The organism is Bacillus cereus group sp. MYBK30-2 (genome assembly GCF_051915945.1).
Classification (GTDB): domain Bacteria; phylum Bacillota; class Bacilli; order Bacillales; family Bacillaceae_G; genus Bacillus_A; species Bacillus_A paramycoides.
In genome coordinates this window covers 172967-198685 of record NZ_JBQAFR010000003.1, presented here as the reverse complement: position 1 = coordinate 198685, position 25719 = coordinate 172967, and the positions used below count along the sequence as shown (strand labels likewise).

Below are 25719 nucleotides of genomic sequence, written 5' to 3'. Positions count from 1 at the left end.
GGTTCTACGAAAGAAAAACACTAAGGGAAATTGGTAAGATTGTTAGTAGGTATACAAGTATAAAAAATAGAATAAGCTGTTATAAGTGTTTGTACGATACTTGCGTTTATTATCTATTAGCGTATGATGAAATATATATGTTAAAAGGATGTGTAAGGAAATGAGATGGATTGTATCACTTCTTGTAAATAGCGTTGTGTTAATCGCTGTATCCGGACTTTTAAAAGGGGTTGCACCAGACGCATTTTACGTAGCAAATATACAAACTGCAATTATTGCGAGTATTATATTGGCGATTTTAAATGTGTTCGTAAAGCCGTTTTTAATTTTAATTACGCTACCAATTACTGTTGTAACTTTCGGCTTCTTCTTAATTGTTATTAATGCGATTACGTTAGAAATAGCAGATTCATTATTAGGGGATGCTTTTAATATATCCGGATTTGGTGTAGCGATTGTCGCGGCAATTTGTATTTCGATTTTTAATATGATAATTGAAAAGGCAATTGTTGAACCCTTATATGAAAAAAAGAGAAAATGACAAAAAGAAAAACATTTCATCATTCGTATGAAATGTTTTTTTCTATTTATTAGAAAGCGTGTTTCTTGTTTTAAGAAAAAAATGGTACAATATCCGTTAGAATGGAATTTCACATCAAATGAGACTGAACCCGCAGCGGAGTGGAGGTTTATACATATGCCGAAAGTAAGGACAAAAGATTTAATTGAACAATTTCAATTGGAGTTAGTAAGTGGTGAAGAAGGAATTCATCGTCCGATTGATACGAGTGATTTATCACGACCTGGAATTGAAATGGCAGGATTTTTTACATATTATCCAGCTGATCGCGTGCAGCTTCTTGGAAAAACGGAGCTTACGTTCTTTGATACGTTAACGACAGAGCAAAAGCAAGAGAGAATGAAAGTGCTTTGTACTGAGGAGACACCTTGTATTATTGTAACTCGTAATCAAGATGTGCCGGATGAGTTATTACAAGCATCACGTGAATCAGGCGTGCCTTTATTACGTTCTTCTCAAACGACAACGAGATTATCAAGTCGTTTAACAAACTATTTAGAAGGTAAGTTAGCACCAACGACAGCTGTTCATGGTGTGTTAGTAGATATTTATGGCGTTGGTGTTTTAATTACAGGTCAAAGTGGTGTCGGGAAAAGTGAGACAGCGCTTGAGCTTGTAAAGCGTGGCCACCGTCTAGTTGCGGATGATAGTGTAGAAATTCGTCAAGAAGATGAAGACACATTAGTAGGAAGCTCACCTGATTTAATTGAACACTTATTAGAAATTCGTGGTCTAGGTATCATTAACGTAATGACGTTATTCGGTGCAGGGGCGGTACGAAATTATAAGCGTATTACACTTGTTATTAATCTTGAAATTTGGGATCAAAAGAAAAACTATGATCGCTTAGGTCTTGATGAAGAGAAGATGAAGATTATTGATACAGAACTTACGAAGATTACACTTCCAGTTCGTCCTGGCCGAAACTTGGCTGTTATTATTGAAGTAGCAGCGATGAACTTCAGATTAAAACGTATGGGAGTCAATGCGGCACAACAGTTCTCTGAACGATTAATGAGTGCGATTGAGTTAGGAAATCAAGAGTAAACTCTGGAGAGGGAGGTCATACATATGCTGTTAGGTTCTGTACCACAGCTTGACCGTGTAGCAATCCAACTTGGACCGTTCCCTGTTTATTGGTATGGGGTTATTATCGGTACAGGCGTACTATTAGGTCTTTGGCTAGCGACTCGCGAGGGAGAAAGGCTAGGTATTCCAAAAGATACATTTATTGATCTTGTATTAATCGCAGTACCAATCGCCATTCTTTTTGCGAGAATGTACTATGTTATTTTTGAATGGGAATATTACTCTCAAAACCCGAGTCAAATTATTAATATTCGTCAAGGTGGTTTGGCGATTCATGGTGGTTTAATCGGGGCTGTTATTACAGGAATTATTTTTGCGAAAAAACGCGGACTTTCGTTTTGGAAGTTAGCGGATATTGCTGCACCGAGTATTTTACTAGGACAAGCAATTGGCCGATGGGGAAACTTTATGAACCAAGAGGCACACGGTGGTGAAGTAACGAGACAGTTTTTAGAAGGGCTTCATTTACCACAGTTTATTATTAATCAAATGTATATCGATGGTGTGTATTATCACCCGACGTTTTTATATGAATCATTATGGAACTTTGCAGGTGTTTTTTTACTACTCGCATTACGAAAAGTGAATTTACGCCGCGGTGAGTTGTTCTTCACATACTTGATTTGGTATTCAGTTGGGCGCTTCTTCGTAGAAGGTTTACGTACAGATAGTTTAATGTTAGGACCACTTCGTATTGCACAAGTAATGTCAATTGGGATTGTTGTTCTTTCTATCATTTTCATTATTGTGAGACGAAAAATGGGGCAAGCTGATAAAAGATATTTAGAAAATTAGAGAAAAGTAGCATCTTATATAAGATGCTGCTTCTTTCATATTCGGGCAGCGAAAGGATCAAGGGCGATGAAAATAAATACAGTGTTATTTGATTTAGATGGAACGTTAATTAATACAAATGAACTTATTATTTCTTCTTTTTTACATACGTTACATACCTATTATCCAAATCAGTATAAGCGAGAAGATGTATTGCCATTTATCGGTCCATCTTTGCACGATACTTTTAGTAAGATTGATGCAAGCAAGGTTGAAGAGATGATTACATGTTATCGCCAATTTAATCACGAGCATCATGATGAATTAGTAGAAGAATATGAAACTGTATATGAAACTGTTCAAGAATTGAAGAAGCAAGGTTATAAAATCGGCATTGTTACAACGAAAGCGAGACAGACGGTTGAAATGGGATTAAAGCTTTCGAAACTTGATCGATTTTTTGATGTGGTCGTGACAATTGATGATGTGGAACATGTAAAACCACATCCAGAACCGCTTCAAAAAGCGTTGAAATTATTAGAGGCAAAACCAGAAGAAACATTGATGGTTGGTGATAATCATCATGATATTGTCGGTGGGCAAAATGCAGGTACGAAAACAGCAGCGGTTTCATGGACATTAAAAGGTAGAGCATATTTAGAAGCGTATAAACCAGATTATGTGCTAGATAAAATGAGTGAGTTACTACCGATTTTGTCCCGCATTAACGGGTAGTAAGGAAGTTATGTGGGAAATTTGCCTGTAAAAGCCAGATTGATGAAGGCTAATAATCAGTGGGGAAAAAAAGCTCCCGCTGATTAAAGTTTCACTTTATCTGAGTAGAGGAGAGAGTTAAGTGCGACGGACAACGCGCTACCCTGTTTCAGGAGAAAATTCATTGTGGAATGTGTATAAAACTGTTTCCTTTTGGAAGGTAATGAAAAACTTTATTATTATCCAAGTCGCACGTTACACGCCATTTTTATCCGTGAAAAATTGGTTGTATCGAACATTTTTACGGATGGAAGTAGGAAAGAAAACATCGTTTGCACTTATGGTAATGCCAGATATTATGTTTCCAGAAAAGATTACTGTGGGAGACAATTCAATTATCGGCTATAATACGACGATTTTAGCACATGAATATTTAATTCGTGAGTATCGGCTTGGAGAAATCGTCATAGGGAATGAAGTTATGATTGGAGCAAATACGACGATTTTACCAGGTGTAACGATTGGAGATGGCGCTATCGTTTCAGCTGGTACACTTGTCCATCGAGATGTACCAGCTGGCTCTTTCGTAGGCGGAAATCCGATGCGTATTATTTATACGAAAGAAGAAATGGCTGCTAGAGAAGGTTGATGTTAAAAATGTAACATTTCCCTTCTCTTTTTATGAATAAAAAGGAAATAATTGATTATAATATACTGTTTTGTTTTTTACGGAATCGTTTATACTTATAGATAAAAGAATGTGTGAACGAAGAAAACAAAAAACTGGAGGATATATGGGGAAAAATCAAAGAATATATAAGGAGAACGGACAAGTTATCTCTTTTAATCAATTAGCGGATTTCTTTTATAAAAAAGGGATGAGGGCTTATAAAGGACAAAAATTGCAAGATGCAATTAAATATTTTCGAAGAGCGGCACAAAGCGAGAAGGAGCCGTTTATTTTATGCCAATTAGCAATAGCGTTATCTGAAGCTGGTGAATATCAAGAGTCGAATCAAACATTTCTAAAGCTTGTTAGATCTAACCCGGAACTTGAACAATGCTATTATTTTATTGCAAATAATTATGCGTATATGGGCTTGTTTCAACAGGCGAAGAAGTATGCAGAGCGTTATTTAGAAGTTGCGGTGGAGAAGGAATTCGTAGAAGATACATTAGAATTGCTTGAGATTATGGAAGAGGAAGCAATGGGTCCGGAAGAGATTGAGGATGAAGATGAGCTAATTGTCATGCAGGAAGAGGCGAATCGATACATTCGTAACGGACAATTAGAAGAGGCCATTGCTACACTAGAAGTTGTTACGAAAGAATATCCAGAATTTTGGTCGGGCCATAATAATTTAGCGATTGCACATTTTCAATCAGGTAATGTAGATCAAGCGCTCAAGTTAACAGAAATGATTTTAGAGAAAAACCCTGGTAATATGCATGCGCTTTGTAATACGCTTATTTTTCTATATTCAATTGGAGAGCATAAGCAAGTAGAGACATTAGCAGGACAGTTAGTTTCGGTATATCCAATTTCATTTGAGCACCGTTTGAAACTTGGAACAACACTTGCAACAATCGGTCATTTCGAACATGCATATAAATGGTTCAAAGTATTAAAGCGTCAAGGATACGAAGGAGACGTTAGTTTCTATTATTGGTTTGCATACTCTGCTTATATGGTGGAAGATCAGCAAGTAGCTGAAAAGATGTGGCAACATGTTGTAGAATTGCATCCTGATAAAAAGGGAAAAGAACCGTGGAATGCACTGAATTTAGCAGATGAGGGGCAAAACCTTTTATTTGAAGAATTACGAAAATCATTTCAGCAAAGTGCGACGCTAGAAGAGCAAATGCTAGCTTTATATTTAATGAATGAATTGTCAACGCCAGAGAAGGTTGGTTTCTTCTTTGATGTAACGCAAGCGAAAAATGGTGTTCCAATCGTATCGCAACTTGCAAAGTATTTCTTTTTACTTAATAGTCATAAAAGCATTCCGGCTGATTTACAGCAATTTGAACAGTGCGTGCGAATCGCGGATGCATTATACAATTATACGAAAAAAGATGATGAATTAATCGAAGAGTGTTTACATTTTTGGTTTTGTACGTTCATACGTTTATATACATCTGGGGCAATCTTTACAAATGTGTACGGTTGGTCAGCAGCAATTGAATATATTGTGCGTGGCGAACAAAGAAATAAGATGACACAGGCGGAGCTTGGAAATGTATATAATGTATCTGTAGCGACTGTACGAAAGTATGTGCAGGCTGTTAAGCGTACGCACACATAAGATAAGCAAATCATTGGGAAAAAAATGATGCTAACAGTATAATGAGGTTAACTTAATGTGTATGAATGAATAGGAGTGAATAGTGTGTCAGAAGAAAAAATTTATGATGTCATTATTATTGGTGCAGGACCAGCTGGTATGACAGCTGCAGTATATACATCTCGTGCGAATTTAAGCACACTGATGCTTGAACGCGGTATTCCAGGCGGACAAATGGCAAATACGGAAGATGTAGAAAACTATCCAGGTTATGGGTCTATTTTAGGACCAGATCTATCAAATAAAATGTTTGAGCACGCGAAGAAATTTGGTGCTGAATATGCATACGGTGATGTGAAAGAAGTCATCGATGGTAAAGAGTACAAAACAATCGTAGCTGGTAAAAAAGAATATAAAGCACGTGCAATTATCGTTGCAAGCGGTGCAGAATATAAAAAAATTGGTGTGCCTGGTGAAAAAGAACTTGGCGGCCGCGGTGTATCATATTGTGCAGTATGTGATGGCGCATTCTTTAAAGGGAAAGAACTTGTTGTAATTGGCGGGGGAGACTCTGCTGTTGAAGAGGGTGTATATTTAACACGCTTCGCATCAAAAGTAACAATCGTTCACCGTCGTGACACTCTTCGTGCACAGAAAATTTTACAAGATCGTGCTTTCCAAAATGAGAAAGTAGATTTCATTTGGAATCACACTATAAAAGAAATTAACGATACAAATGGTAAAGTAGGAAGTGTAACACTTGTAGATGTAAACAGCGGTGAAGAACAAGAAGTCAAAACTGACGGCGTTTTCGTATACATCGGTATGCTACCATTATCAAAACCGTTTGTTGAGCTTGGTATTACAAATGAAAATGGTTATGTTGAAACGAATGAGCGTATGGAAACGAAAGTTCCTGGTATTTTCGCAGCTGGTGATGTTCGCGAAAAAATGCTTCGTCAAATTGTAACTGCAACAGGCGATGGCAGTATTGCAGCACAAAGTGCACAACACTATGTAGAAGAATTATTAGAGGAACTAAAAACTGTAACAGAAAAATAAGGGGTAATATACCTTTTGAGAAGAAAGCTACCGATAGGAGCTTTCTTTTTTTATGTAAAAATGTCAAAATTTCGTCAAAAACAATTAGGATTATAAGCTTTCTTATTGATATACTGGACTTTACGGAAAAAATCACTATAAGAAATGAGGAATTTATTCAGTATGGAATGGCGTAATATATATCGTGGATTTTGTATGGGCGTTAGTGATTTAATTCCTGGTGTGAGCGGCGGAACAATCGCTGTTGTGTTAGGGATTTATGAACAATTGCTTGCAGCAATTAGCGGTTTCTTTAGTCGTGAATGGAAAAAACATTTAGGGTTTTTAATTCCACTTGCAGCTGGTGTGGCGGCAGCGTTCTTGACATTAAGTCATGTTATTAAATACTTACTTGCAAATCATTATGAACCAACCCAGTTCTTCTTCCTCGGTTTAATTATTAGCATTTTACCAATGTTAATGAGAGAAGCTGATGCGAAAGAAACATTTAAAGGAAATCATATCGTCGTATTGGTAATTGCAGCAATTCTTGTAGCTATAACGGCCTTCTTCAAGCCGGATAAAGCGGCAGATCCAATTACGACGTTAACAATTTTAAATACAATTGGTTTATTTTTCGCAGGATGGATGGCTAGTATGGCTATGCTTCTTCCTGGAATTAGTGGATCGTTTATTTTGTTAATTATTGGTGTGTATCCAACAGCAATTAACGCTTTAACTACGTTGAATTTACCATTAATCGTGGTTATCGGTGCCGGAGTTATGGCTGGATTTGTTGTAAGTAGTAAAGGAATTAGTTATCTATTAGAGCGTTATAAGAGTATGACGTTTGCAGCAATTATTGGACTTGTTATCGGATCGATTGTAATTGTGTTCCCTGGCATTCCGACTGGTGGAATGTCAATTGTAAGTTCAATCATTACTTTTATTTTAGGATTTGCGATTGTTACTTATTTCGGTAAGAAATAAGTACTTTAATCCCCTTGATGATAAAAATCGTTAAGGGGATTTTTATGTGTTTTAATGGGAATCAGAGCGTTTAGATTGCTTGTTATAGAAAGCTTTTTTACAATTGTTTCATGTTATGTGTTTAGCGAAAGGGGACTGGCTCCTTCGTTGTAGCAAATTGTTTTTGATAGTATAATGAAATGAGTATGCAGTGAGAAATTTTGCTGCAAGTAGCTGAGGTGAAGAAACATGCAAAGAGTGACAAACTGTGTGTTAATTAGAGATAATGAAGTACTCTTACTTCAAAAACCTCGCCGAAATTGGTGGGTTGCACCAGGTGGAAAGATGGAACGTGGTGAGACGGTAAGAGAATCAGTTGTTCGCGAGTATCGTGAAGAAACAGGTATTTATTTAAAGAACCCAGCGTTAAAGGGGGTCTTCACCTTTGTCATCCAAGAAGGTGATAAGGTTGTTTCTGAATGGATGATGTTCTCCTTTTTAGCAACAGATTTTGCAGGAGAAAACAAATTAGAGAGCGAAGAAGGCATCATTGGTTGGCATACATTTGATAAAATTGATGATTTAGCAATGGCACCAGGAGATTATCACATTATTGATTATTTAATTAAAGGGAATGGTATAATCTACGGTACATTTGTATATACCCCAGATTTTGAGTTGCTTTCATATCGATTAGATCCGAGTTAAACCTTCAAGGAGAGGATACGATGACAGAGAATAATGATATAAAAATGGTAATTATTACAGGGATGTCTGGAGCTGGAAAAACGGTAGCGTTACAAAGTTTTGAAGATTTAGGATATTTTTGTGTAGATAATTTACCACCGATGTTATTGCCGAAGTTTATTGAACTTATGGCAGATTCAAAAGGAAAAATGAATAAAGTTGCACTCGGTATTGATTTACGTGGCCGAGAGTTTTTTGAATATTTATGGGGAGCACTTGACGATTTATCAGAACGCACATGGATTATCCCTCATATTTTATTCTTAGATGCGAAAGATAGCACACTTGTAACTCGTTATAAAGAAACGAGACGTTCGCATCCACTTGCGCCAACTGGCTTGCCGTTAAAGGGAATTGAAGCAGAGCGTAGTTTATTAACTGATATGAAGGCGCGAGCGAATATTGTGCTTGATACATCTGATTTGAAACCGAAAGAATTACGAGAAAAAATTGTTCACTTGTTCTCAACAGAAACTGAGCAAGCATTCCGTGTAAATGTTATGTCGTTTGGATTTAAGTACGGAATTCCAATTGATGCTGATTTAGTATTTGATGTGCGTTTTTTACCAAATCCATATTATATTCCACATATGAAGCCATTAACAGGACTAGATGAAGAAGTTTCGTCATATGTGTTGAAATTTAATGAAACACATAAGTTTTTAGAGAAATTGACGGACCTTATCACTTTCATGCTGCCTCATTATAAAAGAGAAGGTAAGAGTCAACTTGTAATTGCGATTGGATGTACAGGTGGACAACATCGTTCTGTTACGCTTACAGAGTACCTTGGGAAACATTTGAAACCAGAGTATAGCGTTCATGTATCTCATCGTGATGTGGAGAAGAGAAAGGGCCATTAAGGGATGAAAAAAGAGAGAAAACCTAGAATTGTCATCATGGGAGGAGGAACTGGACTTTCTGTTTTATTAAGAGGATTAAAACAATATCCTGTTGATATTACAGCAGTTGTAACGATAGCCGACGATGGAGGCAGTTCAGGTAGACTACGTGATGAGTTAGAAATTCCACCTCCAGGTGATATTCGTAACGTACTTGTTGCGTTATCGGATGTAGAACCATTAGTGGAAGCTTTATTTCAGCACCGTTTTACAACTGGAGACGGACTGAAAGGGCATGCGTTAGGAAATTTACTATTGGCAGGTATGACTTCGATTACAGGAGACTTTTACCACGCGATTACGGAAACGAGTAAAGTGTTAAATGTCAGAGGACGTGTATTGCCAGCAGCGAATCAAAGTGCGGTGCTTCATGCAGAACTAGAAGATGGAGAAATTGTAACAGGTGAATCAAAGATCCCTTATTTCGGGAAGAAGATTAATCGTGTCTTTTTAACTCCAGAAGATGTAGAACCGCTATATGAAACGTTGACTGAAATTAAACGAGCTGATTTGCTTGTTTTCGGTCCAGGAAGTCTGTACACGAGTATATTACCAAATTTAGTTGTTAACAAAATTGGGGACGCTGTTCTTGCTGCAAAAGCGAAGAAGGTATATGTATGTAATGTTATGACGCAAGCGGGTGAAACGATGGGGTATACTGCGTTTGATCATGTGCAGGCGTTGCATGATCATTTAGGTAAACCGTTTATTGATACTGCAATTGTAAATAATCGTGATATCCCTTGTGAATTGCGTAAGTTATATGAGGAAGAAATGTCGGAACCAGTTGTAGTGGATGAAGACCGTTTTGCTGAAAATAGTATTGATGTAATTCAAGATCAATTAGCGAAGTATGATGATCGTGTTGTAAGACATGATACATTAAAGTTAGCTTCTATTTTATATTCACTGTTATAAATGTGCGTTATCTCTTGATGAGGTAACGCTCCTCATTCATATAGGACAAGATTTTTGTTCCACAATAATAGTATAAGGAGGTGTTGACTGTGTCATTTGCATCAGAAACAAAGAAAGAGTTGACCAATCTTGAAGTGAAGGAATGCTGTGAGAAAGCAGAATTATCGGCGTTGCTTCGAATGAACGGATCGCTTTCTTTTTCAAATCGTCGCCTATCTATCGATATTCAAACGGAAAATGCAGCAATTGCAAGAAGGATTTATACGCTTTTGAAAAAAGGATATGATGTGACGGTAGAATTACTTGTTCGTAAAAAAATGCGATTGAAGAAAAATAATGTATATATCGTGCGGCTTGTTGAGAAGTCTCGCGAAATACTAGCAGATCTTCACATTGTTCGAGATGATTTTTCGTTTATTCGAAATATATCACAGGAATTAATTGAGAAGAAATGTTGTAAACGATCGTATTTACGCGGTGCATTTTTAGCAGGTGGTTCAGTAAATAACCCAGAAACATCATCTTATCATTTAGAAATCTTTTCGTTATATAAGGAACATAATGATTCTATATGTGAACTGATGAACGGATTTGATTTAAATAGTAAGACGTTGGAAAGAAGAAAAGGGTACATTACGTATTTGAAAGAAGCTGAGAAAATTACAGAGTTTTTAAATATTATAGGTGCCCATAATGCACTTTTAAGATTTGAAGATATTCGAATTGTTCGCGATATGCGTAATTCAGTAAATCGTTTAGTTAACTGCGAAACGGCCAATTTAAATAAAACAATTGGTGCAGCGTTAAGGCAAATTGAGAATATCCGCTATATTGATGAGACGGTTGGTCTTGATATTTTGCCAGATAAACTAAGAGAAATTGCACAGTTACGGATAGATTATCAAGATGTAACATTGAAAGAGTTAGGCGAGATGGTATCCGGGGGGAAAATTAGTAAATCGGGTATTAATCATCGTTTGCGTAAAATCGATGAGATTGCAGAGAAATTACGCGCGGGAGAAACGGTAGCAAAAAAATAAGAGGTTAAAGGGGAAATGGAGCTGTGGTTAAAAAACGGGTTAAAGTTTCATTAAAAAACGGCTTACAAGCACGTCCGGCTGCGTTGTTTGTACAAGAGGCAAATCGTTTTCATTCTGATATTTTCATCGAGAAAGATGGAAAGGCAGTTAACGCAAAGAGCATAATGGGGATTATGAGCTTAGCAATCGGAACGGGTAGCATGATAACAATTACAACAGAAGGTTCAGATGCAGAAGAAGCTTTAGAAGCATTAGCTGCATATGTGCAATAAAAGGCTATCGCGCGTGCGCGATAGTTTTTTTATCCCGCATTAACGGGCAGTAAGACTCCCACCTCAAAATTCGGCTGTAAAGCAAAGGAGTTAGGTGGGAGATCAACTGCCCGTAAAAGCCCGATTGGTGCGGGCTAATAATCAGTGGGGGATGAACAAAACCCCCACTGATTAAAGTTTCACTTTATTTTGTTATTTTGGGAGTAGTCCGATTGGTGCATGTTAACAATTAGCGGGGTATGTGGATGGTTTGCGTTTGTCGGGAATTTTCGGTAAGTCGATATGTTGTGTCGAAACGTCGATATATTTGTTCGAATACTAGGTTGGGTATGTAAACAGGGGATTACATGATATAAAAAAGCGCCCTGTTGATAGGGCGCTTCCGCTTTTAAATGTATCCAGCTCCAGCGGCTAGAACAGTCGGTCGTTTCGCCCCTTCATTCGAGGCAAAAAGCGCCTCGGAATCAGGGGCTCCAACGCCCTCCTGTTCTAAACGAGCCGCTTCCGCTTTTAAGTATTAACGATTTGTAAAGATCTTATCGATTAAACCGTATTCTAAAGCTCTTTCAGCTGTCATGAAGTTGTCGCGGTCTGTGTCGCGTTGTAAAACTTCAAGTGGTTGACCTGTACGGTCAGCAAGGATTTGGTTTAATTTTTCACGTAAGAATAGGATACGTTTTGCAGCGATTTCGATTTCAGTCGCTTGACCTTGTGCTCCACCAAGTGGTTGGTGAATCATTACTTCACTGTTTGGAAGAGCGAAACGTTTTCCTTTTTCACCTGCTGCAAGTAAGAATGCACCCATAGATGCAGCCATACCGATACAGATTGTTGATACTTGTGGTTTAATAAACTGCATTGTATCGTAAATTGCCATACCTGCTGTGATAGAACCACCAGGGCTGTTGATATAGATGTGAATATCTTTTTCTGGATCTTGAGATTCCAAGAATAAAAGCTGGGAAACGATTGAGTTTGCTACGTTGTCATCAATTGCGCTACCAAGCATAATGATGCGGTCTTTTAATAGTCGAGAGTAAATATCGTAAGCGCGTTCTCCACGATTTGTTTGTTCAATTACTGTAGGAATTAAATTCATCTGTTATTTCCTCCTTTGAAAGCTTTCTTAGTCTTATAATACAATTATGGTCAATAAAGGTCAAACGAAACCACTTTAAATCAAAAAAATATGTAGTTGTACCATGATTTATTCGCTATGTTTTTGAAATTCCCTGCTTTTGTATCTTCAACATCATAACCGAATTACATAAATTTAAACGTGATTAAAGCTGTATAAAAGGCAAAAGAACGCCTTTTATACAGAAGCGTTCTTTCATTACCTATTCTTTTAAAAGATAGGTTACTTTATTTAAGATGTTCTCGATTTGTTCCGCGTTTTTACTATACATATCACTCGCTGATTTTGATTTCGTTTCTAAAGAGAATAATTCAAGATCAGCATGGCATTTTTTTAAAGATGCTAATAATAAAGGTTTGTTTTGAGGGGATGGCATTTGGAGTTTATCATTGTAAATGTCGATAGTAAGTTGTCCGTATGAATCAACTTGAGCGAGAAAGACATTTTCAATGACAACACCAAGTTTTTCTAATTCTGAATGTAACCAAGCGCGGTTATGTCCGCTAGCAGAAAGAGGTTCATCTAGTACATTTCCATCCATAATAACAGTTTGTGTTTCTTTTTCATTTGGTACTTTTAACCCGATGTCTTTTGCTGTAAGTGGTTGGCGATCTTTCTTCAATAATACATTTAATTCTCCGCTCGGTTCCAATACAGCAAATTCAACATCAGCTACGCTGAACGCATCTTTTCCTCGGAGTAGTTCAAGTAATTCGTCACTTGTATATTTTTCTTTCTTTAAGTTATCTTCGAGTATTTTTCCATCTTTTATTAATACGGTAGATTTCCCTTCAAAGAAGTCCCGAGCTGTTTTGTTCTTTAAGGAGAGGATTCCTGTGAAAAAAGGTACCACAGCGAAAATGAGTATCGCAAAGACGCCGTGGAAAAATTTTGAATCGAGCCCTGTAGATACTTGGGCAGCAATATCACCAATCGTCATTCCGGCTATGTATTCGAAAAAAGAGAGTTGGGAGATTTGTCTTTTTCCTAACCATTTTGTAATAGCGAATAAAATAATTAATATGAATACAGAGCGGAGAATGACAAGCGTCCATTCGGGTAGGTGAGACATAGTAAATTCCTCCAGTCTACTTAAAACCCTTTATATTGAGGTTCTTCACGTTCTAATACTGAAATTCTATCCTTTAAATCAGCGATAACGCTGTCCATTTCTAACATACATTCATGAAATACGCGTTTTGCTTCTTCATCTTGTGAATTTAATGAAAGGGAGCTTAAACTTGCTTGAGCGCCCCTTACACTAGCAAGACAAGTTTTTACGCTAGCGATAACAGTCATACAAACACCTCTTATCCTTTCGGTTTAAATAGTAATGCCCCGATGAATCCGAAAATAATAGCTGCGGATATACCAGCACTCGTTACTTTAAACATACCGGTAATGACACCGACGATTCCATGTTTAGCCGCTTCTTCCATCGCACCGTGAACGAGGGCGTTACCGAAGCTTGTAATTGGTACGGTTGCTCCGGCCCCAGCGAAATCAATTAATGGTTCATAAAGATTAAGCCCGTCTAATATTGCGCCGATAACAACGAGTGTTGCCATTGTATGAGCTGGCGTTAACTTACCGACATCAAACATCAGTTGCCCAATTACACATATAAGTCCACCAATGACGAAAGCCCAGAAAAAAATCATTGCGTTGCACCTCCAAATTCAATCGAAACAGCGTGAGCGATACAGGGGATTGTTTCTTCTTGCTGGAATGTCAGCGGAGATAGTAAAGCGCCTGTTGCAACGACAAGTATCTTATTAAATTCTCCCCTTTTCATTCGATTTAATAAATGACCGTACACGACTGTTGCAGAACATCCCGGGCCACTTGCACCAGCTATGACAGGTTGTCCGTCTCTATAAATGATGATTCCGCAATCTTGGAATTGCTCGCTCGTTACTTTTGTTCCATGTTTATGTAGTAGGTCGTAGGCAATTTCGCGACCAACATGTCCAAGGTCACCTGTTACAATTAAGTCGTAGTAAGAGGCGTCAATTTGTCGTTCGCGTAAATGGGCTTCAATCGTATCGACAGCCGCTGGGGCCATCGCGCCACCCATATTAAATGGATCAGTTAATCCCATATCGACAACGCGACCAATTGTTGCGGATGTTACTTGTGGACCATATCCAGTGTCACTTAAAATAGCTGCGCCTGCACCGGTCACTGTCCACTGGGCAGTAGGGGGTTTTTGACCACCGTATTCAGTTGGATATCGGAATTGTTTTTCTACGGCAGCGTTATGGCTTGATGCTCCAGTTAATAAATATTTCGCACCTTTTGCATTTACAATACTTGCCCCAAGTGCTAATCCTTCCATAGAAGTAGAGCAAGCTCCAAATAATCCGAGATAAGGTGTTCCGAGTGTACGACATGCAAAGCTTGTTGGAGTTATTTGATTAATTAAATCTCCTGCGAGTACGAATTGAATATCGTCTTTACGAAGTTTGGCCTTTTCGGTAGCTCGGCTACAAGCTTCTTCAAATAAAATTTTATGTGCCTTTTCGTAAGAATCTTGTCCAAGCCATAAATCTTCATGGAGGGTGTCGAAGTCTTCAGGGATATTTCCCTTTGCTTCAAATGGTCCACCGACTACCCCGGTTGAGATAATGACTGGTTTGTTTTCAAATACCCACGTTCGGTGTCCTTGTAACATTTATAGCCCTCCCCATTGAACGAGAATCGTTTTAATAAGTGCGATGACGAAAGCAGAGAATACACCAAACAAAATAACAGAGCCGGCTAATTTAAACATGTTACCTCCAACACCAAGGACGAACCCTTCAGTCCGGTGTTCAATACAGGCTGCGATTACCGAGTTTCCAAATCCAGTAACAGGTACAGCTGTGCCAGCTCCGGCAAATTGTCCGAGGCGGTCATATACACCGAATCCAGTTAGTAACATCGAGATGAAAATAAGAGTTGCGACTGTTGGATTTCCCGCTGAACGCTCAGTGAAATCAAAATATGTGATGTAAAAAGTAGAAATAAGCTGTCCGATTAAACAAATAAAGCCACCGACAAAAAAAGCTTTTATACAATTTTTCAAGACAGGACGCTTGGGCTCCCGTTCTTGCTCGAATTTTTTATATTCCTGTTGTACAGGGGTTAAGTTTTTATCTTTACTAGACATTTCAATCCTTCCTTTTCTATTAGAAAGCGTTAAGTGTTAGATTCCATTTCTGATCCGATAAGCTTTAACTGTTTTTTGATTTCATCTTTATTTACTTCTTTTCTCTTAATTTTGATTTCAAGCTTTTCGAGTAACATAAAGATCTTTTTATCTGTACTGACACGAACATCGAAAGTAGGATAGTCATCACTTAATTGTTTTTGAATTTTTTTGCGCAGTGGTTTTAGTCCAAACCTTTCATGATGTTCAGGTTTAACCGCTATGTAGAGGTCTAAATTTGAATTAACTGCGGTGCTTTTTATAATTTCATCCATAGCGAGAGCCTTTTTCTTTGCTTCTTGCGATATAGATTGATTAAAGGATTCTGTACTCATCTTCGTTAATTTGGGGCCTTTTTCTTTCTCTGTTCGTTTTGCTTCTTCTTTCTTTACCTTTTTATCTAATGGGCTATTATCACAGCCGGTAAAAGAGCTAAATAGAAGTACAAATAACGCGGTTATGAGGCCGAGTTTTCGCATGATTATCATTCCATTTCTATTGCATTATGTAATGTGAGAGAAAAAGGATGACTGCATATCATCCTTTTTCTATTCCACAGCAATATGTGCTTTTTGTTAATAGGTTATTGCTGTGTGTATTGTGGTTCTTCTTGTTGGACTTCTTCAACACGTGGGTTTAAAGAATCGATAATTGTTTGTGTTTGCTGCGCAGCTGTTTGGAAAAGTTGCTTTGCTTGTTGGTTATCCGTATCAAGAGCGAATCCCTCTAAGCTAGCTTGTGCACTTTTTAATCCAGAAACAGTTTGCTTTAGTTTTGTAATTACAGTCATTGAATGAAGCCCCCTTTGGAATATCAATTCAAAGATTATAATTTGTGAGTTGGGGGGAATTTATGATTGGAAAATTTAGGGGAGGGATATGTATTTATATGCTTCCAGCTAAGGGGCATAAAGGATTAAGGGTATATTTTTATTGCTTTAGATGGATTTTATTGCTATTATTATGAGAAGAAAATGAAGTGTTTTTTTATAATCATGCGCCCATAGCTCAGTCGGATAGAGCGGTGGTTTCCGGTACCACGTCTGCCGGGGGTTCGAATCCCTCTGGGCGCGTCAAAAGGTCCTAACTTACAAATGTAAGTTAGGACCTTTTTTATTTCTCTCTTGTTATATCTGATAATAAGATTTACTATTAGTATGTGGTAATAATTATTATGTATCATTATTTTCTTTCAATATTATTCATTTTTCGGTTGTAAGTTGTAAATCTCATTAATACATATAAATTAATAATATTTTGGAATGGGTGTCTGCGATAGGATTCTCCTTTTACCAAACTTATTGTACAATAGAAACAAGGGGGAGATTAGTTTGAAGGCAAGTCTTTTACAAGAACAAAGCTTACGTTTGGCAATGACACAAGAGTTAAGGCAAGCGATTACAATGCTCCAGTATAATGTACAAGAATTATCGGAGTTTTTGTATGAGCAATCGTTAGAGAATCCCCTTATTGAGTTAGGTGGTTTTGAGAGGGAGAAGAAAAAGAGCTCTAACGCAAGTAAAAGTACCAGCAAACAAGTCGAGAATCGGATGGAAATCTACAGTGTGGATTCAACAACGATTCAGCAACATTTATTAAATCAAATACAGTATTATAAAATAGATGAAGAAGAGCGAAAAGTAGCTTCTTTCATTATTATGAACATGGATGGAAATGGGTATTTACAAGAAACGAATGAAGAGCTATCAGAGCTTCTTTCTGCGTCGATGGATGTAGTAGACCGTTCTGTGGAGCTTGTCCAATCTTTAGAGCCGGCAGGGGTAGGGGCGCGTAATATTCAGGAATGTCTAACCTTGCAATTGAAGCGCTTACAAAGACGTAATGGATTAGCGGAAGAGGTTGTAGAGGAGCACTTTACTTACTTCGTGAAGAAAGATTGGCGAAAGCTCGTTCAAGTGCTGAAGTGTAGTAATGAGGAATTACAGCATGCGGTAAATTGTATTACGTCATTACAACCAAAACCAGGTCTTGCGTTTTCTTCTGATAAACCACTTTATATTGTGCCTGATATGGCGGTGAAAAAAGAAGGTGATCGTCTCGTTTTACAGATGAACGAGAGAAATATGCCGAGAATTGAAATTCATTCTGAGTATAGTGCGCTTCTTAATAATAGTGAAAGTGAAGTTGCTTCTTACGTATCGGAGAAGTATCAGCATGTGCAATGGATTATGCGCAGTTTGAAACAGAGAAAACAAACACTCTTACAAGTGATGACTATTATTATGGAAAAACAGCGTGATTTCTTCTGGAAAGGTCCAGAGTATTTAAAGCCACTTGCTTTAAAAGAGGTAGCGGAAGAGTTAAGTGTGCACGAGTCTACAATTAGTCGTGCAACGCGAAATAAGTATGTGCAAACACCGCACGGTTTATTTGAGATGAAATCCTTCTTTAGTAATGCTGTTTCAACGACAGAGGATGAGGCCGTTTCAACGAAGCGGGTGAAGCGGTTTATTCAAACGCTTGTGGAGGCGGAAAATAAGAAAAAGCCACTTTCGGATCAAAAGATTTCAAAATTATTAGAAGAAGAGCATGAAGTCGTTATTTCTCGAAGAACAGTTGCGAAGTATAGAGAACAAATGCACATTCCTGCTTCGTCTCTAAGAAAAACAATTGGATAGGTGAAGAAGATGAAAGTTGTACTATATACAAAAAAAGATTGTGGTCTTTGTGAAAAGGCGAAACAAGTTTTACAGGAAGTACAATGTGAATATTCTTTTCAAATCGAGGAAATAGATATATATGAAGATAATGACCTTTTAGAAAAATATCATTTAATGATTCCGGTTGTAGAAATAGGCGGAAAACAAGTAGAATATGGTAACATTCACAAAGGTGTCATAATAAACTATATAAACAATGCAGTTAAGAGTTGAATAAGTTTCTATCTCCTGTTACAATAATACACGTAGCAGGGATTATTTTTTTAACCTATGTGGGACATAAAATGTCACTACGGGACACAAAGTGACCACAAGGGAAAATGAACCAATGTAGTGAGGAGAAAAGATATGCGCTCATGGATTCAGAACACAAAAAAATTATTACCTGATCTGCTACCTGTTATGCAAACGAGAATGCAAGTTCTTCAGTACATTAGGCTTATGCAGCCGATTGGAAGAAGAAACTTATCCGCAAGTCTTGGTATGACAGAACGAGTATTGCGAAGTGAAGTTCAAGTTTTGAAAGAACAAAACTTAGTTCACGTCGCTTCTTCTGGAATGACTTTGACAGAAGAAGGAACAGCTTTAGTTCTTGCTTTGGAAGACTTTATGAAAGAAATTTCCGGGTTAAAGGTTTTAGAAAAACAACTTAAGGAAACATTAGATTTGGATGAAGTTTTCGTTGTCCCTGGTGATAGTGATGAATCACCTTGGGTCAAACTGGAGATGGGCCGTGCTTGTGTGACTTGTATAAAAGACCGTCTAACAGCGAATAATATCGTTGCTGTGGCTGGAGGAACTACGCTAGCTGCTGCTGCGGACATGATGCAACTTGATTGCAAAGATTTACATATGCTATTTGTCCCAGCGCGTGGTGGAATTGGAGAAGGTGTTGAGTTAGAAGCCAATACCATTTGTGCCAAAATGGCACAAAATACGATGAGTAATTATCGCTTATTGTATGTTCCAGATCACGTTAGTAGCGAAGCATATGCGTCCATTGTAACAGAGCCATCCGTGAAAGAAGTTCTTGAGTTGATTCGATCTTCCAATATCGTCATTCATGGAATCGGTGATGCGTTAACAATGGCACGTCGCAGAAATACTTCAGAAGCAGATTGGTTAAAGATTCAGGCAAGCGAAGCAGTTGGCGAAGCTTTCGGTTACTACTTTAATGAACAAGGAAATGTTGTTCATAAAGTAAGAACAGTTGGTATGCAACTTGAAGATTTACAACATGTATCTCACGTTGTTGCAGTCGCTGGAGGTTCTTCGAAGGCAAAGGCAATACAGGCTGTAATAAAGCAAGGGCACACTTCAATTCTAATTACAGATGAAGGTGCAGCAAAACAGTTAACAAAGGGTATTACCCTTTAAATATAATCCCCCAAGGAGGAAATTCAAATGACTAAAATTGGTATTAATGGATTTGGACGTATCGGACGTAACGTATTCCGCGCAGCTCTTAACAACTCTGAGGTAGAAGTAGTAGCAATCAACGACTTAACAGATGCTAAAACATTAGCTCACCTTTTAAAATATGACACAGTTCACGGAACTTTAAATGCAGAAGTATCTGCTAACGAAAACAGCATCGTTGTTAACGGTAAAGAAATTAAAGTTATCGCTGAGCGTGACCCAGCTCAATTACCATGGAGCGACTACGGAGTAGAAGTAGTAGTAGAATCTACTGGCCGTTTCACTAAAAAATCAGACGCTGAAAAACACTTAGGTGGATCAGTTAAGAAAGTTATCATCTCAGCTCCAGCTTCTGACGAAGATATCACTGTAGTTATGGGTGTTAACCACGAACAATACGATGCAGCTAACCACAACGTAGTATCTAACGCTTCTTGTACTACAAACTGTCTAGCTCCATTCGCTAAAGTATTAAACGAAAAATTCGGCGTAAAACGCGGAATGATGACAACAATTCACTCTTACACTAACGACCAACAAATCTTAGACTTACCACACAAAGATTTACGTCGTGCTCGTGCAGCAGCTGAAAACATGATCCCAACATCTACTGGTGCTGCTAAAGCTGTAGCATTAGTATTACCAGAACTTAAAGGTAAATTAAACGGTGGCGCTGTACGTGTTCCAACTGCTAACGTTTCTCTTGTTGACTTAGTTGTTGAACTTGACAAAGAAGTAACAGTTGAAGATGTAAACGCAGCATTCAAAGCAGCAGCTGAAGGCGAATTAAAAGGTATCCTTGGATACAGCGAAGAGCCATTAGTATCTATCGACTATAACGGATGCACAGCTTCTTCTACAATCGACGCATTATCTACAATGGTAATGGAAGGTAACATGGTTAAAGTACTTTCTTGGTACGATAACGAAACTGGTTACTCTAACCGCGTAGTAGACCTAGCTGCATACATGACTTCTAAAGGTCTTTAATTCTTAAGTATATAAGCAATCAATGACAAAACGAGGGAGAGGGTTTGTTCCCTCTCTCTCTTCTTTCGTTTTAGAAGCAAATGTGTTAAGCTTTTGAATGGGTTTTGTCAATCCTAACTAGTAGTCGGAGGGAAAACCAATGAACAAAAAATCAATTCGTGACGTAGATTTAAAAGGTAAGCGTGTATTTTGCCGCGTTGATTTCAACGTACCTATGAAAGAAGGCAAAATTACAGATGAAACTCGTATCCGTGCAGCTCTTCCTACAATTCAATATTTAGTAGAGCAAGGTGCGAAAGTTATTTTAGCAAGCCACTTAGGCCGTCCAAAAGGTCAAGCAGTAGAAGAATTACGTCTTACTCCAGTAGCAGCACGTTTAGGCGAGCTTCTTGGTAAAGATGTTAAGAAAGCGGACGAAGCATTCGGACCAGTTGCACAAGAAATGGTTGCAGCAATGAACGAAGGCGACGTATTAGTTCTTGAAAACGTACGTTTCTATGCGGGCGAAGAAAAGAACGATGCAGAACTTGCGAAAGAATTTGCAGCTCTTGCTGATATCTTCGTAAACGATGCATTCGGTGCAGCTCACCGTGCTCACGCTTCTACAGCAGGAATCGCAGACTACCTACCAGCAGTATCTGGTTTACTAATGGAAAAAGAGTTAGATGTATTAGGTAAAGCACTTTCTAACCCAGAACGTCCATTCACAGCTATCATCGGTGGTGCGAAAGTAAAAGATAAAATCGGTGTAATTCGTCATCTATTAGACAAAGTGGATAACTTAATCATCGGTGGCGGACTTGCTTACACATTCGTTAAAGCTTTAGGTCATGAAATTGGTCTATCTCTATGTGAAGATGACAAGATTGAACTAGCTAAAGAATTTATGCAACTTGCAAAAGAAAAAGGCGTAAACTTCTACATGCCAGTTGATGTTGTAATCACAGAGGAATTCTCTGAAACTGCAACAACTAAAATCGTTGGTATCGACTCTATCCCTTCTAACTGGGAAGGCGTGGACATCGGTCCTAAAACACGTGAAATTTATGCAGATGTAATCAAAAACTCTAAGCTTGTTGTATGGAATGGACCAATGGGTGTATTCGAAATGACTCCATTCGCAGAAGGTACAAAAGCAGTAGGACAAGCATTAGCAGATGCAGAAGATACATACTCTGTTATCGGCGGTGGGGACTCTGCAGCAGCTGTTGAAAAATTCGGTATGGCTGATAAAATGAGCCACATTTCTACTGGCGGCGGTGCGTCATTAGAATTCATGGAAGGTAAAGAGCTTCCAGGTGTAGTTTGTCTTAACGACAAATAAGTAGCAGCCAAAGAAAAAGGACGGTGCAAAGCATGCGTAAACCAATTATCGCAGGTAACTGGAAAATGAATAAAACTCTATCTGAAGCAGTTAGCTTCGTAGAGGAAGTTAAAGGTCAAATCCCAGCAGCTTCAGCTGTTGATGCAGTAGTTTGCTCTCCAGCTCTATTCTTAGAGCGTTTAGTAGCAGCGACTGAAGGAACTGACTTACAAGTAGGTGCACAAAACATGCACTTCGAAAAAAATGGTGCATTCACTGGCGAAATTAGCCCAGTAGCACTTAGCGACTTAAAAGTAGGCTACGTAGTACTTGGCCACTCTGAGCGTCGTGAAATGTTTGCTGAAACAGACGAATCAGTAAACAAAAAGACTCTTGCAGCATTTGAACATGGTTTAACACCAATCGTTTGTTGTGGTGAGACTTTAGAAGAGCGCGAAAGCGGAAAAACATTTGATCTAGTAGCAGGTCAAGTGACAAAAGCACTTGCAGGTTTAACAGAAGAGCAAGTTAAAGCAACTGTTATCGCTTATGAGCCAATCTGGGCTATCGGTACAGGTAAATCTTCTTCTTCTGCAGATGCAAACGAAGTATGTGCGCACATCCGTAAAGTTGTTGCAGAAGCTGTTTCTCCAGAAGCTGCAGAAGCTGTTCGTATTCAATACGGCGGTAGCGTAAAACCAGAAAACATCAAAGAGTATATGGCACAATCTGACATCGACGGCGCTTTAGTTGGCGGTGCTAGCTTAGAGCCTGCTTCGTTCTTAGGTCTTCTGGGGGCGGTAAAATGAGAAAGCCAACAGCTTTAATCATTCTTGATGGTTTCGGACTACGTGAAGAAACTTACGGGAATGCTGTAGCACAAGCTAAGAAACCTAATTTTGATGGTTACTGGAACAAATTCCCTCATACAACGCTTACAGCTTGTGGTGAGGAAGTAGGTCTTCCAGAAGGTCAAATGGGTAACTCTGAGGTTGGTCACTTAAATATCGGTGCTGGCCGCATAGTATATCAAAGCTTAACTCGCGTAAACGTTGCAATTCGTGAAGGTGAGTTCGATCAGAACGAAACTTTCCAAAATGCAATTAAAAGCGTAAAAGAAAAAGGTACTGCTCTTCATTTATTCGGTTTACTTTCTGATGGCGGTGTGCATAGTCACATGAACCATATGTTTGCTCTTCTTCGCTTAGCAGCAAAAGAAGGTGTGGAGAAAGTTTATATCCATGCATTCTTAGACGGCCGCGATGTTGGACCACAAACAGCAAAAGGTTATATCGATGCAACAAATGAAGTAATTAAAGAAACAGGAGTAGGACAATTCGCGACTATCTCTGGTCGTTATTACTCCATGGACCGTGACAAGCGTTGGGATCGCGTAGAAAAATGTTACCGTGCTATGGTGAATGGTGAAGGCCCTACTTATAAATCAGCAGAAGAGTGTGTAGAAGACTCTTATGCAAATGGTATCTACGATGAATTCGTATTGCCGTCTGTAATTGTTAACGAAGATGACACGCCAGTTGCAACAATCAATAATGATGATGCAGTTATCTTCTATAACTTCCGTCCAGACCGTGCAATTCAAATTGCTCGTGTATTTACAAACGAAGACTTCCGTGAGTTCGATCGTGGTGAAAAAGTACCTCACATTCCTGAATTCGTTTGTATGACACATTTCAGTGAAACTGTAGATGGTTACGTGGCATTTAAGCCAATGAACCTTGATAACACATTAGGTGAAGTTGTTGCGCAAGCGGGATTAAAGCAACTTCGCATCGCGGAAACTGAAAAGTATCCGCACGTTACATTCTTCTTTAGCGGTGGTCGTGAGGCTGAATTCCCAGGGGAAGAGCGTATCTTAATTAACTCACCGAAGGTTGCAACGTATGACTTGAAACCTGAAATGAGCATTTACGAAGTAACGGACGCTTTAGTAAATGAAATCGAAAATGATAAACATGATGTTATCATTCTTAACTTTGCGAACTGTGATATGGTTGGCCATTCTGGGATGATGGAACCAACAATTAAAGCAGTAGAAGCAACTGACGAATGTTTAGGAAAAGTTGTAGAAGCGATTCTTGCAAAAGATGGTGTAGCACTTATTACTGCTGACCATGGTAATGCTGATCAGGAGTTAACTGCTGATGGTGGACCAATGACAGCTCATACAACTAACCCGGTTCCTTTCATCGTTACAAAAAATGATGTAGAGCTTCGTGAAGGTGGTATTTTAGGAGATATCGCCCCAACAATGCTTACACTTTTAAATGTGGAACAACCGAAAGAAATGACAGGAAAAACAATTATTAAATAATTTGCTTATATAAAAAGGAGAGAATTTATTATGTCAACAATTATTGATGTTTATGCTCGCGAAGTCCTTGACTCTCGTGGTAACCCAACTGTAGAAGTAGAAGTTTACACAGAAAGCGGCGCATTCGGACGCGCTATCGTACCAAGTGGTGCATCTACTGGTGAACACGAAGCAGTAGAATTACGTGACGGTGACAAATCTCGTTACCTTGGTAAAGGTGTTATGAACGCAGTAAACAACGTTAACGAAGCAATCGCTCCAGAAATCGTTGGTTTCGACGTAACTGACCAAGCTGGTATCGACCGTGCTATGATCGAATTAGATGGCACTCCAAACAAAGGTAAACTAGGTGCTAACGCTATCCTTGGTGTATCTATGGCAGTAGCTCACGCAGCAGCTGACTTCGTAGGTCTTCCATTATACCGTTACCTTGGTGGATTCAATGCAAAACAATTACCAACTCCAATGATGAACATCATCAACGGTGGTTCTCACGCTGATAACAACGTTGACTTCCAAGAGTTCATGATCTTACCAGTTGGTGCTCCAACATTCAAAGAATCAATCCGTATGGGTGCTGAAGTATTCCATGCACTTAAAGCTGTATTACATGACAAAGGTCTTAACACTGCAGTAGGTGACGAAGGTGGATTCGCTCCAAACCTTGGTTCTAACCGTGAAGCATTAGAAGTAATCATCGAAGCTATCGAAAAAGCTGGTTACAAAGCTGGCGAGAACGTATTCTTAGGAATGGACGTTGCTTCTTCTGAGTTCTACAACAAAGAAACTGGTAAATATGACCTTGCAGGCGAAGGCCGTACTGGCTTAACTTCTGCAGAAATGGTTGATTTCTACGAAGAGCTTTGCAAAGACTTCCCAATCATCTCTATCGAAGATGGTTTAGACGAAAACGACTGGGATGGTCACAAATTATTAACTGAGCGTATCGGTGATAAAGTACAATTAGTTGGTGACGATTTATTCGTAACTAACACTCAAAAGCTTGCTGAAGGTATCGAAAAAGGAATCTCTAACTCAATCTTAATTAAAGTTAACCAAATCGGTACTTTAACTGAGACTTTCGAAGCAATCGAAATGGCTAAACGTGCTGGTTACACAGCAGTTGTATCTCACCGTTCTGGTGAAACTGAAGATGCTACAATCGCTGACATCGCAGTTGCAACTAACGCTGGCCAAATCAAAACTGGTTCTATGAGCCGTACTGACCGTATTGCTAAGTACAACCAATTATTACGCATCGAAGACGAACTAGGCGAAATCGCTGTTTACGATGGTTTAAAATCTTTCTACAATATCAAACGATAATTGTAGA

Annotated in this window: 29 protein-coding genes and 1 tRNA gene; 22 read left to right on the top strand and 8 right to left on the bottom strand. The window is 38.6% G+C overall.

Translation table 11 applies throughout. From position 1 onward, the window contains the following. Positions 1-160: 160 nt before the first annotated feature. The 13 genes from ACTFQM_RS20465 (at position 161) to ACTFQM_RS20405 (ending at position 11331) form a co-directional block, all read left to right on the top strand. A complete protein-coding gene (locus tag ACTFQM_RS20465) occupies positions 161-541 on the top strand; it encodes a phage holin family protein (protein WP_002174188.1) in 381 nt (126 codons plus the stop codon). Positions 542-697: 156 nt separating this feature from the next. Continuing rightward, a complete protein-coding gene (gene hprK, locus ACTFQM_RS20460; protein WP_002174187.1) occupies positions 698-1627 on the top strand; it encodes an HPr(Ser) kinase/phosphatase in 930 nt (309 codons plus the stop codon). Positions 1628-1651: 24 nt separating this feature from the next. Next, a complete protein-coding gene (gene lgt / locus ACTFQM_RS20455; protein ID WP_440036032.1) occupies positions 1652-2464 on the top strand; it encodes a prolipoprotein diacylglyceryl transferase in 813 nt (270 codons plus the stop codon). 66 nt (positions 2465-2530) lie between these two features. Then, the gene (ppaX, locus tag ACTFQM_RS20450) at positions 2531-3178 is read left to right on the top strand and encodes a pyrophosphatase PpaX (protein ID WP_440036031.1); all 648 of its coding nucleotides are present in this window, start codon (positions 2531-2533) and stop codon (positions 3176-3178) included. Positions 3179-3299: 121 nt separating this feature from the next. Next, positions 3300-3806 carry an acyltransferase gene (locus tag ACTFQM_RS20445; protein ID WP_048370296.1) on the top strand — a complete coding sequence of 169 codons (507 nt, stop codon included), beginning with the start codon at positions 3300-3302 and terminating at the stop codon, positions 3804-3806. 145 nt (positions 3807-3951) lie between these two features. Then, positions 3952-5463 carry a tetratricopeptide repeat protein gene (locus ACTFQM_RS20440; protein ID WP_048370300.1) on the top strand — a complete coding sequence of 504 codons (1512 nt, stop codon included), beginning with the start codon at positions 3952-3954 and terminating at the stop codon, positions 5461-5463. 84 nt (positions 5464-5547) lie between these two features. Then, positions 5548-6504, top strand: coding sequence for a thioredoxin-disulfide reductase (gene trxB, locus ACTFQM_RS20435; protein WP_440036030.1), 957 nt, complete (start codon positions 5548-5550; stop codon positions 6502-6504). Between the two features lie 162 nt (positions 6505-6666). Beyond that, positions 6667-7473, top strand: a complete 807-nt coding sequence (locus tag ACTFQM_RS20430; RefSeq protein ID WP_048370302.1) for a DUF368 domain-containing protein — start codon at positions 6667-6669, stop codon at positions 7471-7473. Positions 7474-7701: 228 nt separating this feature from the next. After that, entirely contained in the window at positions 7702-8160 is a 459-nt protein-coding gene (locus ACTFQM_RS20425) for an NUDIX hydrolase (protein ID WP_001190083.1), read from the top strand. Between the two features lie 20 nt (positions 8161-8180). Further along, entirely contained in the window at positions 8181-9062 is an 882-nt protein-coding gene (gene rapZ / locus ACTFQM_RS20420) for an RNase adapter RapZ (protein ID WP_025148220.1), read from the top strand. Positions 9063-9065: 3 nt separating this feature from the next. Further along, entirely contained in the window at positions 9066-10019 is a 954-nt protein-coding gene (locus ACTFQM_RS20415; RefSeq protein ID WP_440036029.1) for a gluconeogenesis factor YvcK family protein, read from the top strand. A gap of 89 nt (positions 10020-10108) precedes the next feature. Continuing rightward, positions 10109-11059, top strand: coding sequence for a DNA-binding protein WhiA (whiA, locus tag ACTFQM_RS20410; RefSeq protein WP_002174179.1), 951 nt, complete (start codon positions 10109-10111; stop codon positions 11057-11059). 23 nt (positions 11060-11082) lie between these two features. Continuing rightward, positions 11083-11331, top strand: coding sequence for an HPr family phosphocarrier protein (locus tag ACTFQM_RS20405; protein WP_002174178.1), 249 nt, complete (start codon positions 11083-11085; stop codon positions 11329-11331). A 517-nt stretch (positions 11332-11848) separates the two neighbouring features. Here the strand turns inward: ACTFQM_RS20405 and clpP are convergent. The 8 genes from clpP to ACTFQM_RS20365 all read right to left on the bottom strand — a co-directional run bounded on the left by clpP (position 11849) and on the right by ACTFQM_RS20365 (position 16449). Beyond that, the gene (clpP, locus tag ACTFQM_RS20400) at positions 11849-12430 is read right to left on the bottom strand and encodes an ATP-dependent Clp endopeptidase proteolytic subunit ClpP (RefSeq protein ID WP_001049156.1); all 582 of its coding nucleotides are present in this window, start codon (positions 12428-12430) and stop codon (positions 11849-11851) included. 241 nt (positions 12431-12671) lie between these two features. Continuing rightward, on the bottom strand, positions 12672-13541 hold the full coding sequence (locus tag ACTFQM_RS20395) for a DUF421 domain-containing protein (protein WP_025148223.1): 870 nt from the start codon (positions 13539-13541) through the stop codon (positions 12672-12674). A gap of 20 nt (positions 13542-13561) precedes the next feature. Continuing rightward, positions 13562-13768, bottom strand: a complete 207-nt coding sequence (locus ACTFQM_RS20390) for a DUF1657 domain-containing protein (RefSeq protein ID WP_002174176.1) — start codon at positions 13766-13768, stop codon at positions 13562-13564. Positions 13769-13779: 11 nt separating this feature from the next. After that, complete coding sequence (gene spoVAE, locus ACTFQM_RS20385; RefSeq protein ID WP_002174175.1) at positions 13780-14130, bottom strand: stage V sporulation protein AE; 351 nt, start codon at positions 14128-14130, stop codon at positions 13780-13782. Next, positions 14127-15143: a stage V sporulation protein AD gene (gene spoVAD, locus ACTFQM_RS20380; RefSeq protein ID WP_002174174.1), complete on the bottom strand. Its 1017-nt coding sequence runs from the start codon at positions 15141-15143 to the stop codon at positions 14127-14129. The genes spoVAE and spoVAD overlap by 4 nt, the downstream gene beginning before the upstream one ends. Next, entirely contained in the window at positions 15144-15620 is a 477-nt protein-coding gene (spoVAC, locus tag ACTFQM_RS20375) for a stage V sporulation protein AC (RefSeq protein WP_016099831.1), read from the bottom strand. Between the two features lie 29 nt (positions 15621-15649). Then, on the bottom strand, positions 15650-16138 hold the full coding sequence (locus tag ACTFQM_RS20370; protein ID WP_440036026.1) for a YhcN/YlaJ family sporulation lipoprotein: 489 nt from the start codon (positions 16136-16138) through the stop codon (positions 15650-15652). Between the two features lie 104 nt (positions 16139-16242). After that, positions 16243-16449 carry a DUF1657 domain-containing protein gene (locus tag ACTFQM_RS20365; RefSeq protein ID WP_000216167.1) on the bottom strand — a complete coding sequence of 69 codons (207 nt, stop codon included), beginning with the start codon at positions 16447-16449 and terminating at the stop codon, positions 16243-16245. Positions 16450-16655: 206 nt separating this feature from the next. On the opposite strand from ACTFQM_RS20365, the gene ACTFQM_RS20360 reads away from it, so the two are divergent. The 9 genes from ACTFQM_RS20360 (at position 16656) to eno (ending at position 25712) form a co-directional block, all read left to right on the top strand. After that, positions 16656-16731: transfer RNA gene (locus ACTFQM_RS20360), tRNA-Arg, on the top strand. 258 nt (positions 16732-16989) lie between these two features. Continuing rightward, positions 16990-18297, top strand: a complete 1308-nt coding sequence (gene rpoN, locus ACTFQM_RS20355; protein ID WP_440036024.1) for an RNA polymerase factor sigma-54 — start codon at positions 16990-16992, stop codon at positions 18295-18297. Positions 18298-18306: 9 nt separating this feature from the next. Next, the gene (locus ACTFQM_RS20350) at positions 18307-18552 is read left to right on the top strand and encodes a glutaredoxin family protein (protein WP_002174170.1); all 246 of its coding nucleotides are present in this window, start codon (positions 18307-18309) and stop codon (positions 18550-18552) included. A 135-nt stretch (positions 18553-18687) separates the two neighbouring features. Continuing rightward, on the top strand, positions 18688-19716 hold the full coding sequence (gene cggR / locus ACTFQM_RS20345) for a gapA transcriptional regulator CggR (protein WP_002174169.1): 1029 nt from the start codon (positions 18688-18690) through the stop codon (positions 19714-19716). A 27-nt stretch (positions 19717-19743) separates the two neighbouring features. Beyond that, entirely contained in the window at positions 19744-20748 is a 1005-nt protein-coding gene (gene gap / locus ACTFQM_RS20340; RefSeq protein ID WP_000161234.1) for a type I glyceraldehyde-3-phosphate dehydrogenase, read from the top strand. A 139-nt stretch (positions 20749-20887) separates the two neighbouring features. Then, on the top strand, positions 20888-22072 hold the full coding sequence (locus tag ACTFQM_RS20335; protein ID WP_001036331.1) for a phosphoglycerate kinase: 1185 nt from the start codon (positions 20888-20890) through the stop codon (positions 22070-22072). 32 nt (positions 22073-22104) lie between these two features. Beyond that, positions 22105-22860, top strand: a complete 756-nt coding sequence (gene tpiA / locus ACTFQM_RS20330) for a triose-phosphate isomerase (RefSeq protein ID WP_001231042.1) — start codon at positions 22105-22107, stop codon at positions 22858-22860. After that, on the top strand, positions 22857-24386 hold the full coding sequence (gene gpmI / locus ACTFQM_RS20325; protein WP_001231161.1) for a 2,3-bisphosphoglycerate-independent phosphoglycerate mutase: 1530 nt from the start codon (positions 22857-22859) through the stop codon (positions 24384-24386). The genes tpiA and gpmI overlap by 4 nt, the downstream gene beginning before the upstream one ends. 30 nt (positions 24387-24416) lie before the next feature. Further along, entirely contained in the window at positions 24417-25712 is a 1296-nt protein-coding gene (gene eno, locus ACTFQM_RS20320) for a phosphopyruvate hydratase (RefSeq protein WP_002124088.1), read from the top strand. The last annotated feature ends 7 nt before the right edge of the window (positions 25713-25719 follow it).

Coding starts and splice junctions, on each gene's coding strand:
- spoVAC (WP_016099831.1), bottom strand. CDS start 15,620: ATGTCTAGTAAAGATAAAAACTTAACCCCTGTACAACAGGAATATAAA.
- ACTFQM_RS20430 (WP_048370302.1), top strand. CDS start 6,667: ATGGAATGGCGTAATATATATCGTGGATTTTGTATGGGCGTTAGTGAT.
- ACTFQM_RS20440 (WP_048370300.1), top strand. CDS start 3,952: ATGGGGAAAAATCAAAGAATATATAAGGAGAACGGACAAGTTATCTCT.
- ACTFQM_RS20415 (WP_440036029.1), top strand. CDS start 9,066: ATGAAAAAAGAGAGAAAACCTAGAATTGTCATCATGGGAGGAGGAACT.
- ACTFQM_RS20390 (WP_002174176.1), bottom strand. CDS start 13,768: ATGACTGTTATCGCTAGCGTAAAAACTTGTCTTGCTAGTGTAAGGGGC.
- ACTFQM_RS20395 (WP_025148223.1), bottom strand. CDS start 13,541: ATGTCTCACCTACCCGAATGGACGCTTGTCATTCTCCGCTCTGTATTC.
- spoVAD (WP_002174174.1), bottom strand. CDS start 15,143: ATGTTACAAGGACACCGAACGTGGGTATTTGAAAACAAACCAGTCATT.
- eno (WP_002124088.1), top strand. CDS start 24,417: ATGTCAACAATTATTGATGTTTATGCTCGCGAAGTCCTTGACTCTCGT.
- ppaX (WP_440036031.1), top strand. CDS start 2,531: ATGAAAATAAATACAGTGTTATTTGATTTAGATGGAACGTTAATTAAT.
- ACTFQM_RS20350 (WP_002174170.1), top strand. CDS start 18,307: ATGAAAGTTGTACTATATACAAAAAAAGATTGTGGTCTTTGTGAAAAG.
- ACTFQM_RS20370 (WP_440036026.1), bottom strand. CDS start 16,138: ATGCGAAAACTCGGCCTCATAACCGCGTTATTTGTACTTCTATTTAGC.
- ACTFQM_RS20335 (WP_001036331.1), top strand. CDS start 20,888: ATGAACAAAAAATCAATTCGTGACGTAGATTTAAAAGGTAAGCGTGTA.
- ACTFQM_RS20365 (WP_000216167.1), bottom strand. CDS start 16,449: ATGACTGTAATTACAAAACTAAAGCAAACTGTTTCTGGATTAAAAAGT.
- ACTFQM_RS20465 (WP_002174188.1), top strand. CDS start 161: ATGAGATGGATTGTATCACTTCTTGTAAATAGCGTTGTGTTAATCGCT.
- gpmI (WP_001231161.1), top strand. CDS start 22,857: ATGAGAAAGCCAACAGCTTTAATCATTCTTGATGGTTTCGGACTACGT.
- gap (WP_000161234.1), top strand. CDS start 19,744: ATGACTAAAATTGGTATTAATGGATTTGGACGTATCGGACGTAACGTA.
- spoVAE (WP_002174175.1), bottom strand. CDS start 14,130: ATGATTTTTTTCTGGGCTTTCGTCATTGGTGGACTTATATGTGTAATT.
- tpiA (WP_001231042.1), top strand. CDS start 22,105: ATGCGTAAACCAATTATCGCAGGTAACTGGAAAATGAATAAAACTCTA.
- ACTFQM_RS20425 (WP_001190083.1), top strand. CDS start 7,702: ATGCAAAGAGTGACAAACTGTGTGTTAATTAGAGATAATGAAGTACTC.
- rapZ (WP_025148220.1), top strand. CDS start 8,181: ATGACAGAGAATAATGATATAAAAATGGTAATTATTACAGGGATGTCT.
- clpP (WP_001049156.1), bottom strand. CDS start 12,430: ATGAATTTAATTCCTACAGTAATTGAACAAACAAATCGTGGAGAACGC.
- lgt (WP_440036032.1), top strand. CDS start 1,652: ATGCTGTTAGGTTCTGTACCACAGCTTGACCGTGTAGCAATCCAACTT.
- hprK (WP_002174187.1), top strand. CDS start 698: ATGCCGAAAGTAAGGACAAAAGATTTAATTGAACAATTTCAATTGGAG.
- cggR (WP_002174169.1), top strand. CDS start 18,688: ATGCGCTCATGGATTCAGAACACAAAAAAATTATTACCTGATCTGCTA.